The sequence below is a fragment of the Curtobacterium sp. MCLR17_045 genome (assembly GCF_003234405.1).
In the GTDB taxonomy this organism is placed as follows: Bacteria; Actinomycetota; Actinomycetes; order Actinomycetales; family Microbacteriaceae; genus Curtobacterium; species Curtobacterium flaccumfaciens.
This window is the reverse complement of the sequence record NZ_QKTB01000036.1, coordinates 17,858-30,468: the sequence shown is the minus strand read 5'-3', so window position 1 is coordinate 30,468 and position 12,611 is coordinate 17,858. Positions and strand designations below refer to the sequence as shown.

Genomic DNA, 12,611 nt, shown 5'->3' with positions numbered 1-12,611 from the left:
CGCTCGCGCAGCACCACCGGGTCTTCCTCTGGGACATGCCCGGGTACGGCGACTCGGACCGCGGGCCGACGGTGGACGCCACGCTCCGAGCGCAGGCGATCCGTCTCGGCGTGGCAGCATGGTCGCACGCTAGGACCTCAGGTCGACCTGAGGTCAAGAGGAACGAACGGGGCACGGTGCGGATCGGTGCAGCAGCTCGGCGGGTCGGCGTCGAGGTCCACGTGCTGCGGCACTGGCACGACACGGGGGTCGTCGTCCCCGATCGAGCGCCGTCGGGTCACCGGGAGTACTCCGAGGAACACGTCCGTCGCCTGCAGGTCGTCCGGGCCTGCCAGGGCGTCGGCATGAGCCTGGCGGAGATCCGGCTGGTGCTCCGACGCAGTGAACCCGACCGGTCCGGCGTGATCACCGAGCGTCTCCGTCAGATCCGGGCGCAGCGTGACCAGTTGGCCGACGCCGAGCGGTTCCTCGAGCACGTGATCGACTGCACCCACGACCTGCTGACGCGGTGCCCGTCGTGTTCCGCCTACGCCTCCTCGGGCACGCGGCTCCGGTCGGTGCCCTCCGCACCGGTACCGTTGCGTCCGTGAACGACGACCCCGATGCCGCCATCGCCCAGCACGTCCACGACGCCTGGGACGGTTCCCTGCGCCTGGTGCACATCACGATCTCGGACGAGGACGGTGACGCCTACCCCGGGCAGGACGTCGACCGGTGGGTGATCGACGTCCGCGTCCCGATCACCGACGACGACGAGACCGAGGCGGTCTCCGTCGCCGAGGTCACCGCCTTCACGAGCCGTGCACCGGAGTCGCTCGAGGCCCTGGTGCTCGGCTACCAGGTCTCCGACGTCGCGGGGTCCTTCGCGTCCGCCGTCGCCGCGCAGGACGCGACGGGGGAGACGTTCTTCTCGCTGCAGACCCACGCCGCCGAGATGCTCGGCAAGCCCGACCTGCTCGCCGTCGACCGACTCGCGGTCCGTCCCGCCTACCGAGCGCTGCCCGGACTGGTGCCGGCGATCGTCGACGCGGTCCGCCACGGTCCGGCCGGTCGCACCGCATCGTGGGTGCTCACGGACCCGACGGTGTGGGACGTGCCGTTCGGCGAGGACGACCGTTCCGCCGGCGGGTTCGTGCAGTGGGCCGACACCGCGGTGCTCACCTCGATGAACGCCGCGCCGGACGACCTGGAACACCTGTCGCTCGCGCCGCCGGCCGGTGGCATCGTGATGGGGTCCCGGGCGGACGAGGTGCACCTCGGCGACGCGATCGACCACGCGATGACGCAACCCGCGATCGCGGTGCCGTTCGACCTGCCGCCGAAGCTCCCCGCCAGCATCTGGGCCGCCGCGCCCGAGGACGTCCACGGCGTGCACCCGGACGAGACCACCGGGTCGATCACGGTCGAGACGCACGACGAACAGCTCGAGGTCGTCGGTTCGCCCGGCACCGCACCGCAGCTCGTGGGGATCTCGGCCTCGGCCGACGCCGCGACCCAGGAGTGGCTGCGCACCGTGCACCAGCGCTGGTGGCAGTACGAGCCGGACCTGCACGCCCGCATCCACGACGTCGTCGACGAGTACCTGTCCACCGGGCACATCGAGTCGGCGTCGGACGAGCTCGCCGGGCACCTGCACGCACCCGACCTGCCGCCGTACCGGACGGAGTGGCCGGGCACCGGCACCGTCCTGCTCGAGGAACTCGGTGAGGACACCGAGCCGATCGTCTTCGACGCCGTGCTCGAGGACGGCACCCGGCACGAGCACATCGGCGTGGTCGTCGTGCACGAGTCCGGACACGTCCGCGCGTTCCTGCACGACGAGTGGGAGCCCGGGTTCCCGGCCGCCGAGGCCGCGGTCGCGCACCTCATCAGCCTCGGTGCTGGCGAGTTCTTCGCGGACGCCCTGCACGACGAGCTGTCAGCGGGTGTCGAGCACGCGATCCTGACGGGTGACGTCCGCGGTCACTGACCGGGCCGCCCTGGGTCGGCTCAGACCGGGCGGTAGATCGCGATCGGCGGGGTGTCGTCGTCGCCCGCGTCGTGGGCGTCGCCCGTCGCGAGCCAGGTGCGACCCTCGTGCTCGATCGTGGTCGGCAGGTCGCCGTGCACCAGGATCCGGATCGCGGGGGCGTCGCCGTCGACCAGGTCGACGCCGTGGGCCTCGGTCCCGCCGGGATTGTCGTGCACGTAGCTCATGGTCCGATCGAACTCCGTCGACCTGACGGACCGCCCGCGCCGCGCCGGACACGCCCGGAACCTTCACCGGAACCGGTGATGCCGCCCTTCTTCGGGTAGAGTCGTCTCCGCACGGCCAGGACGGCGTGTGAATGCGGATGTGGCGCAGTGGTAGCGCATCACCTTGCCAAGGTGAGGGTCGCGAGTTCGAATCTCGTCATCCGCTCAGAACAGGAAGACCGGAACCCCCGTTGCTCGGAAGAGCGGCGGGGGTTCCGTCGTTGCGGGGCGTCGCGGCACCGAAGGCGTGGGGGCCCAGCGGGCGCAGGCTTCGGGTTCCCGCGCCCACCGGGCGCGGAGGCGACCCTGCCCCCACTGGCACGCGCCGGGTGGGTGGCCCGGCGCAGTTCCGAGGATGTATCCGGAGCCGTCCCCCGTTCGGGTGGGAACCGGATCCACGGTTGCGGGAACCCGCAAGAAACCCGCACGACCCGCCGCGCAAGCCTTGTGCTACTCGATGCCGTCCGGTAGGGGCGCCGACATCGTGCGGGCGCCGGGCAACCCCACCCACCGTCGGGCCCCGGACTCGACGACCGTGACGAGCACCGTGTCACACCCGCGGCAGCGCGCCACCGACCCCATCGCGGTGCGGTGGACGGTGGTCTGCCCGAGCACCCCGAGCGACCCGCACCCGGCGCAGCGCAGGGCGACCACGGTCGGCTCGGGTCCCAGGCTGTCGGCCAGTGTCCCCGCCAGCGCGTTGCCGTCCACGACGACCATCAGTTGCCCCCGAACCGCTCGGCGCGGACGTCACTCGTGTCGTGCCCGAGCTCGGTGAGCCAGCGCAGCACCTGCTCGACGAACGGCGTCGACCCGCACACGTAGACCAGGGCGCCCGCGTCCGGCGGGAACACCGCGGCAGCGAGGGCGTCCCGCGTCAGCCGACCGGCCGGCACGGTCGAGCCTGGAGGCGCGGTGCGGCTGTACACGTGGGTCACCTCGAGCGGTGCCCGGCTCGCGAGCGCCTGGTCGAGTTCCGCACGGAAGAACACGTCGTCCGGTGTGCGGACGGCCGCGAGGAGCCGGAAGGGTGCCGCGTCGTCCGCCTCGGCGTGGGCGGTCACCATCGCGACGAGCGGCACGATGCCGGAGCCGCCGGCGATGAGCTGCACCGGACGGGTGGACTCACCCGGCCGCCAGACGAACCAGCCGCCCAGGGGTCCGTGGACCTCGAGCGCGTCGCCGACCTCGACGGCGTCGACGAGGAACGGCGAGACCTCGCCGCCGTCCACCCGGTCGACCGCGAGCACGACGTCGGTCGCGGGGCCGGCCGACGCGATCGAGTACGAGCGCTGTGCCTGGTAGCCGTCCTCGGCGGTCAGTCGCAGGTCCAGGTGCTGCCCGGGGTCGTTGCCCGGCCAGGTGGGGACGTCGAGGACGATCCGGCGCGCGTTCGTCGTCTCGCGGCCGACGGACGCGACGGTGGCGGCGTGCCAAGCCGGCCGCCTGCGGGTGGCGGGACGAGCGACGGGGGTGATCCGTGCCTCCAGGCCGGTGTCGGGGAGCGTCACCAGTACCGCTCTTCCTTCCACGGGTCGCCGTGCAGGTTGTAGCCCGCGTTCTCCCAGAAGCCGGGCTCGTCGTCGGACTGCATGACGATGCCGCGCACCCACTTGGCGCTCTTCCAGAAGTACAGGTGGGGGACCAGCAGGCGGGCGGGCCCACCGTGCTCGGGCGTCAGGGGCTCGCCGTCGGCCTCGAAGGCGATCCAGGACTTGCCGTCGAGCAGCTCGTCGAGCGGGACGTTGGTCGTGTAGCCGCCGTAGCTGTGCACCATGCAGTAGTCGAGTTCGGTCTCGACGTCCTCGAACAGGCGGTCGAGCGGGACACCCCGCCACGGCATGTCGAGCTTGGTCCAGTGCGTGACGCAGTGGATGTCGACGGTGACGTCCTCGACGCCGAGTGCGTGCACCTCGTCCCAGGTCCACTGGTGCAGGCCGGACTCGGTGCGGATCGAGAAGGCCCAGTCGGTCGGCTCGATGTCGGGCGTCGCCCCGGCGGACAGGACGGGCCAGTCGCGGACCAGGGTCTGACCGGGCGGGATGCGGGTGTCGTCGCGGTCTTCGCGGCGACCGCCGAACCCGCGGGTGAACGTGGCCATGGTCCTCCTCGGGGACGTCGGTGCGTTCCCGATCATGCCGTGTGCCGGGCGGTGCCGTGTAACGGGTTGGTAAACGTTCCACCGGTGTTCGGAACGGTCGTGCGCGGCGGCGGATCCGCGCGGGCTCGCCGATCGGGTCGGCCGCGGTGGTGATCCGCGCGTCAGGAGCGAGCTTGGGGGATCGGCCCAGGACCTCTATCGTTCACCGGAACGATTACAGGAGGGGTCACCCCGAATGCAGCCCATCGTCCCCGAACCCCGCAATGCCCACGGTCCGAGCCGTCGGGCGCTCATCACCGGCGCCGCCGGTCTGGCCGGCCTCGGCCTGCTCACGCTCGCCGGGTGCAGCTCCGGTGCGACCGCCGGCACCCCCACGATCCCCGACGCCGCGGCCACCGGCGTCGCCCGTCGCGGCGGACGCCTGCGCATCGCGCGACCCGCCGCGTCCGCCGCCGAGACCCTCGACTCCGCGAGCTCGCTGTCGGCGTACGAGTACCTCGGCGCGCTGTACAACCGGCTCGTCAAGCTCGACCAGCAGGGCACCCCGGTGCCGGACCTGGCCGAGGAGTGGTCCGCGAACGCCGACGGCACCGAGTGGACGTTCGCGCTCCGCCGGGGTGTGACCTTCCACGACGGGTCCCGGTTCACCGCCGACGACGCGATCGCGAGCATCCGGCACATCCTCGACGAGAAGACCGGCAGCCCGCAGGCCGGGGTGCTCGGCGAGGTCATGGACGCCGACTCGATGCGCGCCGTCGACCCGTACACGCTGCGCTTCTCGCTGACGAAGCCGAACGCCGAGTTCCCGTCGCTGCTCACCGCCTACCAGTGCTACATCGTGCCGGCCGACGCCATCGCCGACATCGGCCGCACCGGGATCGGGACGGGGCCGTTCCGGCTGTCGTCGTTCACCCCCGCCGGTGCCGGCAGCGTCGAGGCGTTCCCGGACCACTTCGCCGGCCGCCCGGCGCTCGACGGCATCGACTTCTACTCGATCCAGGACACCACCGCGCGGGTGAACGCCCTGCTCGCCGGGCAGATCGACCTCATTTCGCAGACCAACCTGGACTTCGCCACCGCCCGGGTGGTGTCGGCGTCCGACCGGGCCACTGTCGCCCGGTCGAAGAACGCCCAGTGGTACACGATCCCGATGCTCGCCACGAGCGACGAGTTCAGCGACCCGCGGGTGCGCCAGGCGATGAAGCTCGCCTACGACCCCCGGAAGATCGTCGACACTGCACTGCAGGGCACCGGTTCGGCAGGTTGGGACAACCCCGTGCCGCCGCAGCTCGCCGCGTTCGTCGACGACCACCGCGAGTACGACCCGGACAAGGCCCGGGCGCTGCTCAAGCAGGCCGGGCGCGAGGACTTCCGCGCTGCGATCTACACGTCGAGCTACGAGTCGGTGTTCACCCCGATGGCCGTCGCCTACCGCGACGCCGTCGCCGACGCGGGCATCCGTCTGACCGTCCGCAACGCGAGTTCGGACTCGTACTACACGCAGATCTGGATGCAGAAGCCGCTCATGGTGAGCTACTGGTTCACGGGGCGGCCGATCGACCAGCTGCTCAACCAGATCTTCCGCTCGGGGTCGTCGTACAACGAGAGCGCCTGGTCGAACGAGACCTTCGACGGGCTGCTCGACGACGCCCGCGCCGAGATGGACGACGCCAAGCGGCTCACCCTGTACCAGGACGCCCAGCGGCTCGTCGTCGAGGACGGTGCCGACATGACGCCGATGTTCGGCGACCGGCTCGTGGGGTTGTCCCGCGACGTCGTGAACTACTCGGAGTACGGCTTCGAGTTCGACTACCTGCGGATCGGACTGCGCCGATGACGACCACGAACACGCCGTCGGACGTCCTCGTCCCCGTCCTCCGCCGCGTCGGCATCGCCGTGCTGACGGTGGTGCTCGCCTCGCTCTTCGTGTTCCTCGCGGTGCAGGCGCTCCCCGGTGACGTCGCCCAGCAACTGCTCGGGCAGAACGCCACCCCCGACGCCGTCAAGCAACTGCGCGAGACCCTCGGCCTCGACCAGAACGTCTGGCTCCGCTACCTGCAGTGGCTCGGCGGCGCCGTGCACGGCGACTTCGGCACCTCGCTCGTCAGCGGCGAACCGGTCGCCCCGACGCTGTTCACGGCCTTCCGGAACAGCATGCTCATCGCCGTGCCCGCGATGCTCGTCGGCGTCACGGTGTCCCTGACGCTCGGTGTCATCGCCGGTGTCCGCCGCGGCCGTCCGAGCGACAAGGTGATCTCGATCGTCAGCCTGGTCGTGATGAGCGTGCCGGAGTTCATGGTCGCCACCGTCCTGGTGCTGCTGTTCGCGATCGGCCTGCCGGTCTTCCCCGCCGTCGTGCTGCGGGGGAGCGACGCCACCGTGGCCGAGCTGCTGCCCACCATCTGGCTGCCGATCATCGTGCTGACGCTCGCGATGGCCGCCTACATCGTGCGGACGGCCCGCTCGTCGACCATCGACGTGATGGCGTCGGAGTTCGTCACGACGGCCGAGCTCAAGGGCCTGACGATGCGCCGGGTGGTGTGGAAGCACGCGGTGCCGAGCGCCCTGCTGCCGACGCTCAACGTCGTCGCGCTCAACGTCGCGTGGCTGCTCGGCGGTGTCGTGGTGGTCGAGAACGTCTTCAACTACCCGGGGATGGGCAAGCTCATGCTCGAGTCGGTGTTCAACCGCGACCTGCCCACCATCGAGGCGATCGCCCTGCTGAGCGCCCTGATCTACGTCGTGTGCAACCTGGCCGCCGACCTCGTCGCGCTCGCACTCGACCCGAAGCTGCGGACCCGCCAGCGACGACCGCGCACGCGTACCCGCAGCGCCCGCAGCACCAGGAAGGCCGCCGCATGACCGCCACCGCACCCCGCCGCCGCCGCGTCGGACGCGACGTGCTCGCTGGCGCGATCGCACCCCTGCGCGGGTCGACGGCGCTGAGCATCGGCCTCGGCCTCATCGCCCTGCACGTCGTCCTCGCCCTGCTCGCGCCGGTCATCGCCGGGCACGACCCGGTCGCCACGAACGCGGGCGACGTGCTCGCCGGTCCGACGTGGACGCACTGGCTCGGCACCGACCAGTACGGCCGCGACGTGCTGTCCCGCACCCTGAACGGCGGCCGGTACGCGCTGTCCGTGACCTTCCTGGCCACCACGATCGCCGTCGCGGTCGGCACCGTGCTCGGCTGCGTCACCGCCTACGCCGACAACTGGTTCGACGAGGTCGTCATGCGCGTCGTCGACGCCCTGCTCAGCGTGCCGTCGATCCTCGCGCTCCTGGTCGTCGTGACGGTCTTCGACGCCGGCCTCTGGGTCATCGTCCTCGCCGTCACGGTCGTCTACGCCCCCGCGGTGACCCGGGTCGTCCGCGGTGCCGCCCGCACCGTGATCACCCAGGACTACGTCACCGCGGCCCGTGCCCGGGGCGAGCGGCCGCTGTCGATCGTGTTCCGCGAGATCCTGCCGAACGTGCTCGACGTCGTGCTCGTCGAGTACGCGATGCGGGCGTCGTGGATCGTGCTGCTCGTCGCGTCGCTGTCCTTCCTGGGCTTCGGCGCGAACCCGCCGACCCCGGACTGGGGCCTGATGGTGCAGGAGAACCGCACCGCGCTCACCGTGGTGCCGCTCGGCACCCTCGCCCCGATCGTGGCGCTCGCCACGCTGGTGATCGGACTGAACCTCGCGGCCGACGGCCTGAGCAAGTCGCTCGGCGTCGACCGCGCCAAGCAGGGAGTCAGCGCATGACCCGCACCGACACCGGCACGACGTCCGCCGCGACGACGACCGTGCCCGACGCGATCGTCCGCGTCGACGACCTGTCCATCTCGTACGCCGCCGGCAAGCGACGGGTCCCCGTCGTCCGGAGTGTCTCGTTCGCGATCGAGGCCGGTCGCACCCTCGGCCTGGTCGGCGAGTCCGGCAGCGGCAAGTCGACCGTCGCGCGGACGCTCCTCGCACACCTGCGCGCCGGGTCGGCGATCGACGGCGGGACGGTCCGCGTCGACGGTGCCGACGTGTTCGCCCTGTCGCCGGCCGGCCGCCGGGCGCTCCGCGGCGGCACCGCCTCGGTCGTCGCCCAGAACGCCGGACAGGCGCTCACCCCGTCGATGCGCGTCGGCGAACAGATCCGCGAGGCCCTCCGCGCCCACGGCGAGCCCGACGGCCCCGAACGCGTCGCCGAGCTGGTCCGGCTGGTCCGGCTGCCGGACCCCGACGGGATCGTCCGCCGGTACCCGCACCAGTTGTCCGGCGGGCAGCAGCAGCGCATCGCCATCGCGATGGCCGTCGCCGCCCGGCCGCGCGTGCTCGTCCTCGACGAGCCGACCACCGCCCTCGACGTCGTCACGCAGGCCGCGGTCCTCGACCTGGTCGCCGACCTCGGTCGGCAGCTCGGCATGGCCGTCCTGCTCGTCAGCCACGACCTCGGGGTGGTGTCCGCCATGGCGGACGAGATCGCCGTGATGCGCGACGGCGAGGTCGTCGAGCACGCCGCCACCGCGGCGCTCTTCGCCGCGCCGCAGCACGAGTACACGCGCGCCCTGCTGGCCGCGGTGCCGGACGGGCGACGGCCTGGAGGAGCGGATCGCGACGCCCTGGACGCGACCGCCCCCGGGACGGTCGGCTCCACGGCTACCGGCACCGTGCCTCCCGAGCGCGCAGCCCGCCCCGTGGTGACCGCGGACGACCTGGTGATCCGCTACGGCCGCGGCCTGCCGGCCGCCGTCGACGGCGTCTCGTTCACGATCGCCGCGCACGAGACGCTCGCCGTCGTCGGCGAGTCCGGCAGCGGCAAGTCGACGCTCGCGACGGCGCTGGCCGGCCTGGTGCCGGCCGAGTCGGGGACGTTCACGTACGACGACGGCGCGACGAGCGGCGACCTGCGCGAGCCGATCGCCGGCCGCGCGCCCGCCCTGCGGCGCGCGGTGCAGCTCGTGTTCCAGAACGCGGACACGTCGCTCAACCCGCGGCGCACCGTGGGTGCAGCCGTCGCGCGGCCGCTCCGGTTGTTCAGCGGCTCGTCCTCGCGCGATCGCGTCGGGGCACTGCTCAGCCAGGTCGGGCTCGGGCCGGAGTTCGCCGACCGTCTGCCCGCGCAGCTGTCCGGTGGGCAGCGGCAGCGCGTCGGGATCGCGCGCGCACTCGCGGCCGAGCCGTCGCTCGTGATCGCCGACGAGATCACCACGGCGCTCGACGTGCAGGTGCAGGCGGGGATCCTCGCGCTGCTGGCCGACCTGCAGCGCGAGCGGGGCCTCGCCTGCCTGTTCATCAGCCACGACCTCGCCGTGGTGCGGGGCGTGGCGGACCGGGTCGCGGTGATGACCGGCGGCCGGATCGTCGAGATCGGGCCGACCGAGCGGGTGTTCACCGGCCCGAACCACCCGTACACGTCGACGTTGCTCGCGGCGACGCTCGAACCCGGCAGCACGACCCTGCCCGACGTCGGTGACGGGGTGCCGCGCTGGCGGCACGCCGACGGCTGGACCGACCACGGCGACGGACACCGCACCCGCAACTGGGAGGACGCATGACCACCGACGACGGCACCGCCCACGGCACCGCCGCCACCACCTTCACCGCCATCGGCGACCCTGGCTCGCTGCCCGCGGGCGTGACGGTCCGCGACGAGTGGATCCCGATGCCCGACGGTGTCCGGCTGCACGCCCGGATCTGGGCGCCGTCGCAGTCGCCGACGCAGTCGGGTGCGCCCAGCGACCCGACGCCGGTGCTGCTCGAGTACCTGCCGTACCGGCTCGACGACTGGACCGCACCGCGCGACTCGGAGCGGCACCCCTGGTACGCACAGCACGGGTACGCCTCGGTGCGGGTCGACATCCGCGGCACCGGGTCGTCCGACGGGTTCTTCGACGACGAGTACAGCGAGCAGGAGCTGCTCGACGGCGAGGCCGTGATCGCATGGCTCGCCGAGCAGCCGTGGTCGACCGGTGCCGTCGGCATGTTCGGCATCTCGTGGGGCGGCTTCAACGCGCTGCAGCTCGCAGCCCGGGCACCCGCCGCCCTCAAGGCCATCGTGACGGTCTGCTCGACGGACGACCGGTACGACAACGACGTGCACTACGTCGGCGGCGCCGTGCTCGGCATCGACATGGCGGCCTGGGGCGCGACGATGTTCGCCTTCAACTCGCGGCCGCCACGGCCCGAGGTCGTCGGTGCCGGGTGGATCGACCGGTGGCGGGAACGCCTCGAGGCGAACCGCCCGATGACGCCGGTGTGGCTCGCGCACCAGGAGCGCGACGACTACTGGCGGCACGGCAGCGCGGCCGAGGACTACGACGGCATCCGCGCCGCGGTGCTCGCCGTCGGCGGGTGGGCGGACCCGTACCGGGACGCCGTGCTCCGGCTCGTCGACCACGTCAGCGCCCCCGTGAAGGGCATCGTCGGCCCGTGGTCGCACCAGTACCCGGACCGTGGGCTCGCACCGGGGCCGTCGATCGGGTTCCTGCAGGAGACCCTGCGGTGGTGGGACCGCTGGCTGCGCGGGGTCGACACCGGCGTCGAGGACGACCCCGCACTGCGGGCCTGGATCAACGAGGGCGAAGCCCCCGCGCCGTACTACGCCGGACGCCGCGGTCGCTGGATCGGTGCCGAGGCGTGGCCCTCCGCCGCGACCCACGAGCGCGTCCTGCCCCTCGCCGCCCTGCGGGGCGGCGACCTCGGACCGGTCGTCGTGCGGTCGCCGCAGCACACCGGGGTGGACGCCGGTCGGTTCTTCCCGTTCGGCAACGCCACCGACCTGCCGACGGACCAGCGCGCCGAGGACGGCCGGTCGGTCACCTTCGACCTGCCCGTCGGCAAGGCGTTCGACCTGCTCGGCAACGTGCTCGTGCGGCTGTCCGTCACGAGCGACCAGCCCCGGGCCACCCTGACCGTGCGGCTCTGCGACGTCGCACCGGACGGCTCGTCGACGCTCGTCACGCGCGGGGTGCTGAACGCCGCGAAGCGCGACGGCATGGACCGCGACGACGTGCTCGTGCCCGGGACGCCCGCCGACCTGCCCGTGCGCCTGGTCTCGACCGGACACCGGTTCGCCGCCGGACACCGGCTGCGCATCGCGGTCTCCTCGTCGTACTGGCCGTGGGTGTGGCCGCACGGCGTCGAGGCCACCGTGACGATCGACCCGACCGCCTCGAGCGTCACCCTGCCCACCTGGACCCGGGAGACCGACGACGGGGTGGTCTTCGCCGAGCCCGAGCGGTCCGAGCCCCTCGTGATCGAGCGCGTCGCGCCGGCCGACCCGCTGCCGCAGCGCACGGTGACGCACGACGTCGAGACGGGGGAGTGGACGCTCGACGTCGACCCCGGGTACGGCGGCGGACGCGTCTACCCGGACGGCCTCGTGTTCACCGAGGACGCCCGCGAGACATACCGGATCCGCTCCGACGACCCGACCAGCGCACGGGCGAGTTCCCGCTGGGCGATCGGGCTGACGAAGCCGGAGTGGGCCGCGCGCCTCGAGACGACGTCCGAGGTCACCGCCGACGCCGACACCTTCCACGTCGTCAACACCGTGCGCGCCTGGGCACGCGACGGCGGACCCGACGAACCCGAGGTGCTCGTCACCGAGCGGACCTTCGTCGACGACGTCCCACGGACCTCGGCGTGACCGCGGCGGCACGCGTCCGGCAGCGGCCGGAGGTCCGGCGCGCGATGATCGTCGAGGCCGCCCGCGCGGTGATCGTCCGGAACGGCGTCGGCGCCACCGGACTGCGCGACATCGCGGCCGAGGCCGGCGTCTCCGTCGGCACCGTGACGTACCACTTCGGGAGCGTCGCGGAGATCCTCAACGAGGTCGTGGTGCTCGAGACGGAGCGCTTCTACGGCGCCATCGTCGCGGCCGTCGACGCCGAACCCGACGTGCTGGTGGGGTTGCGGATGCTCGTCGCCCCGCTGTTCGGCGACACCGAGCAGGTCCGGCAGCACTGGCGGATCTGGTCCGACTACTGGACCGCGGTGGTCCGGCGGCCCGAGGTCGCCGCCGAGTACGCCGAACGCATCCGCGTCTGGGAGGCCTGCCTGGTGCGGGTCATCCGGCGCGGGGTGGACGCCGGGGTGTTCGTCGACGCCGACGCAGACACCGTCGCGCTGCAGCTCGCCGCGTACAGCGACGGCGTCGCGACCCAGATCGCCCAGGGCGTCCCGGGGCTGACGAACACGGTCGCCCTGTCCTGGATGTGGCGGTTCCTGTCGCACGAACTCGGTGTGCCCGCTGTGGACATCGCCGGAACCGGTCGTTCCCCCTTGTGATGAGGTAA

Annotated in this window: 12 protein-coding genes and 1 tRNA gene; 9 read left to right on the top strand and 4 right to left on the bottom strand. The window is 72.5% G+C overall.

The annotated features are described in order from the left end of the window. Both DEJ05_RS16185 and DEJ05_RS16180 read left to right on the top strand, forming a co-directional pair. Positions 1 to 590: MerR family transcriptional regulator (locus DEJ05_RS16185; RefSeq protein WP_220037040.1), on the top strand; the 590-nt coding region annotated here is incomplete at its 5' end. Continuing rightward, complete coding sequence (locus DEJ05_RS16180; protein WP_111111076.1) at positions 587 to 1,969, top strand: hypothetical protein; 1,383 nt, start codon at positions 587 to 589, stop codon at positions 1,967 to 1,969. The genes DEJ05_RS16185 and DEJ05_RS16180, both read left to right, overlap by 4 nt. A 20-nt stretch (positions 1,970 to 1,989) precedes the next feature. On the opposite strand, the gene DEJ05_RS16175 is transcribed toward DEJ05_RS16180, so the two are convergent. Continuing rightward, complete coding sequence (locus tag DEJ05_RS16175; RefSeq protein WP_027465565.1) at positions 1,990 to 2,196, bottom strand: hypothetical protein; 207 nt, start codon at positions 2,194 to 2,196, stop codon at positions 1,990 to 1,992. A 133-nt stretch (positions 2,197 to 2,329) separates the two neighbouring features. Here DEJ05_RS16175 and DEJ05_RS16170 point away from each other — a divergent pair. Further along, positions 2,330 to 2,401 (top strand) — tRNA-Gly (locus DEJ05_RS16170). A gap of 284 nt (positions 2,402 to 2,685) precedes the next feature. On the opposite strand, the gene DEJ05_RS16165 is transcribed toward DEJ05_RS16170, so the two are convergent. The 3 genes from DEJ05_RS16165 to DEJ05_RS16155 are packed head-to-tail and all read right to left on the bottom strand — an operon-like array spanning position 2,686 to position 4,336. Beyond that, complete coding sequence (locus DEJ05_RS16165) at positions 2,686 to 2,955, bottom strand: DUF6510 family protein (protein WP_111088028.1); 270 nt, start codon at positions 2,953 to 2,955, stop codon at positions 2,686 to 2,688. Beyond that, positions 2,955 to 3,746: a ferredoxin reductase gene (locus DEJ05_RS16160; RefSeq protein WP_111111074.1), complete on the bottom strand. Its 792-nt coding sequence runs from the start codon at positions 3,744 to 3,746 to the stop codon at positions 2,955 to 2,957. The genes DEJ05_RS16165 and DEJ05_RS16160 overlap by 1 nt, the downstream gene beginning before the upstream one ends. Beyond that, a complete protein-coding gene (locus DEJ05_RS16155; RefSeq protein ID WP_111039580.1) occupies positions 3,743 to 4,336 on the bottom strand; it encodes a molybdopterin-dependent oxidoreductase in 594 nt (197 codons plus the stop codon). The genes DEJ05_RS16160 and DEJ05_RS16155 overlap by 4 nt, the downstream gene beginning before the upstream one ends. A gap of 235 nt (positions 4,337 to 4,571) precedes the next feature. Between DEJ05_RS16155 and DEJ05_RS16150 the strand changes: the two genes are divergently transcribed. The 6 genes from DEJ05_RS16150 to DEJ05_RS16125 are packed head-to-tail and all read left to right on the top strand — an operon-like array spanning position 4,572 to position 12,603. After that, a complete protein-coding gene (locus tag DEJ05_RS16150; protein ID WP_111111072.1) occupies positions 4,572 to 6,173 on the top strand; it encodes an ABC transporter substrate-binding protein in 1,602 nt (533 codons plus the stop codon). Continuing rightward, positions 6,170 to 7,198 (top strand): ABC transporter permease, encoded by a 1,029-nt coding sequence (locus DEJ05_RS16145; protein ID WP_111111070.1) that lies wholly within the window; start codon positions 6,170 to 6,172, stop codon positions 7,196 to 7,198. The genes DEJ05_RS16150 and DEJ05_RS16145 overlap by 4 nt, the downstream gene beginning before the upstream one ends. Continuing rightward, complete coding sequence (locus DEJ05_RS16140; RefSeq protein ID WP_111111068.1) at positions 7,195 to 8,085, top strand: ABC transporter permease; 891 nt, start codon at positions 7,195 to 7,197, stop codon at positions 8,083 to 8,085. The genes DEJ05_RS16145 and DEJ05_RS16140 overlap by 4 nt, the downstream gene beginning before the upstream one ends. Then, positions 8,082 to 9,869, top strand: coding sequence for an ABC transporter ATP-binding protein (locus DEJ05_RS16135; protein ID WP_111111066.1), 1,788 nt, complete (start codon positions 8,082 to 8,084; stop codon positions 9,867 to 9,869). The genes DEJ05_RS16140 and DEJ05_RS16135 overlap by 4 nt, the downstream gene beginning before the upstream one ends. Then, entirely contained in the window at positions 9,866 to 11,962 is a 2,097-nt protein-coding gene (locus tag DEJ05_RS16130; RefSeq protein WP_111111064.1) for a CocE/NonD family hydrolase, read from the top strand. The genes DEJ05_RS16135 and DEJ05_RS16130 overlap by 4 nt, the downstream gene beginning before the upstream one ends. After that, a complete protein-coding gene (locus tag DEJ05_RS16125) occupies positions 11,959 to 12,603 on the top strand; it encodes a TetR/AcrR family transcriptional regulator (RefSeq protein WP_111111062.1) in 645 nt (214 codons plus the stop codon). The genes DEJ05_RS16130 and DEJ05_RS16125 overlap by 4 nt, the downstream gene beginning before the upstream one ends. Positions 12,604 to 12,611: the final 8 nt, after the last annotated feature.

Coding starts and splice junctions, on each gene's coding strand:
- DEJ05_RS16150 (WP_111111072.1), top strand. CDS start 4,572: ATGCAGCCCATCGTCCCCGAACCCCGCAATGCCCACGGTCCGAGCCGT.
- DEJ05_RS16165 (WP_111088028.1), bottom strand. CDS start 2,955: ATGGTCGTCGTGGACGGCAACGCGCTGGCGGGGACACTGGCCGACAGC.
- DEJ05_RS16155 (WP_111039580.1), bottom strand. CDS start 4,336: ATGGCCACGTTCACCCGCGGGTTCGGCGGTCGCCGCGAAGACCGCGAC.
- DEJ05_RS16135 (WP_111111066.1), top strand. CDS start 8,082: ATGACCCGCACCGACACCGGCACGACGTCCGCCGCGACGACGACCGTG.
- DEJ05_RS16130 (WP_111111064.1), top strand. CDS start 9,866: ATGACCACCGACGACGGCACCGCCCACGGCACCGCCGCCACCACCTTC.
- DEJ05_RS16175 (WP_027465565.1), bottom strand. CDS start 2,196: ATGAGCTACGTGCACGACAATCCCGGCGGGACCGAGGCCCACGGCGTC.
- DEJ05_RS16140 (WP_111111068.1), top strand. CDS start 7,195: ATGACCGCCACCGCACCCCGCCGCCGCCGCGTCGGACGCGACGTGCTC.
- DEJ05_RS16145 (WP_111111070.1), top strand. CDS start 6,170: ATGACGACCACGAACACGCCGTCGGACGTCCTCGTCCCCGTCCTCCGC.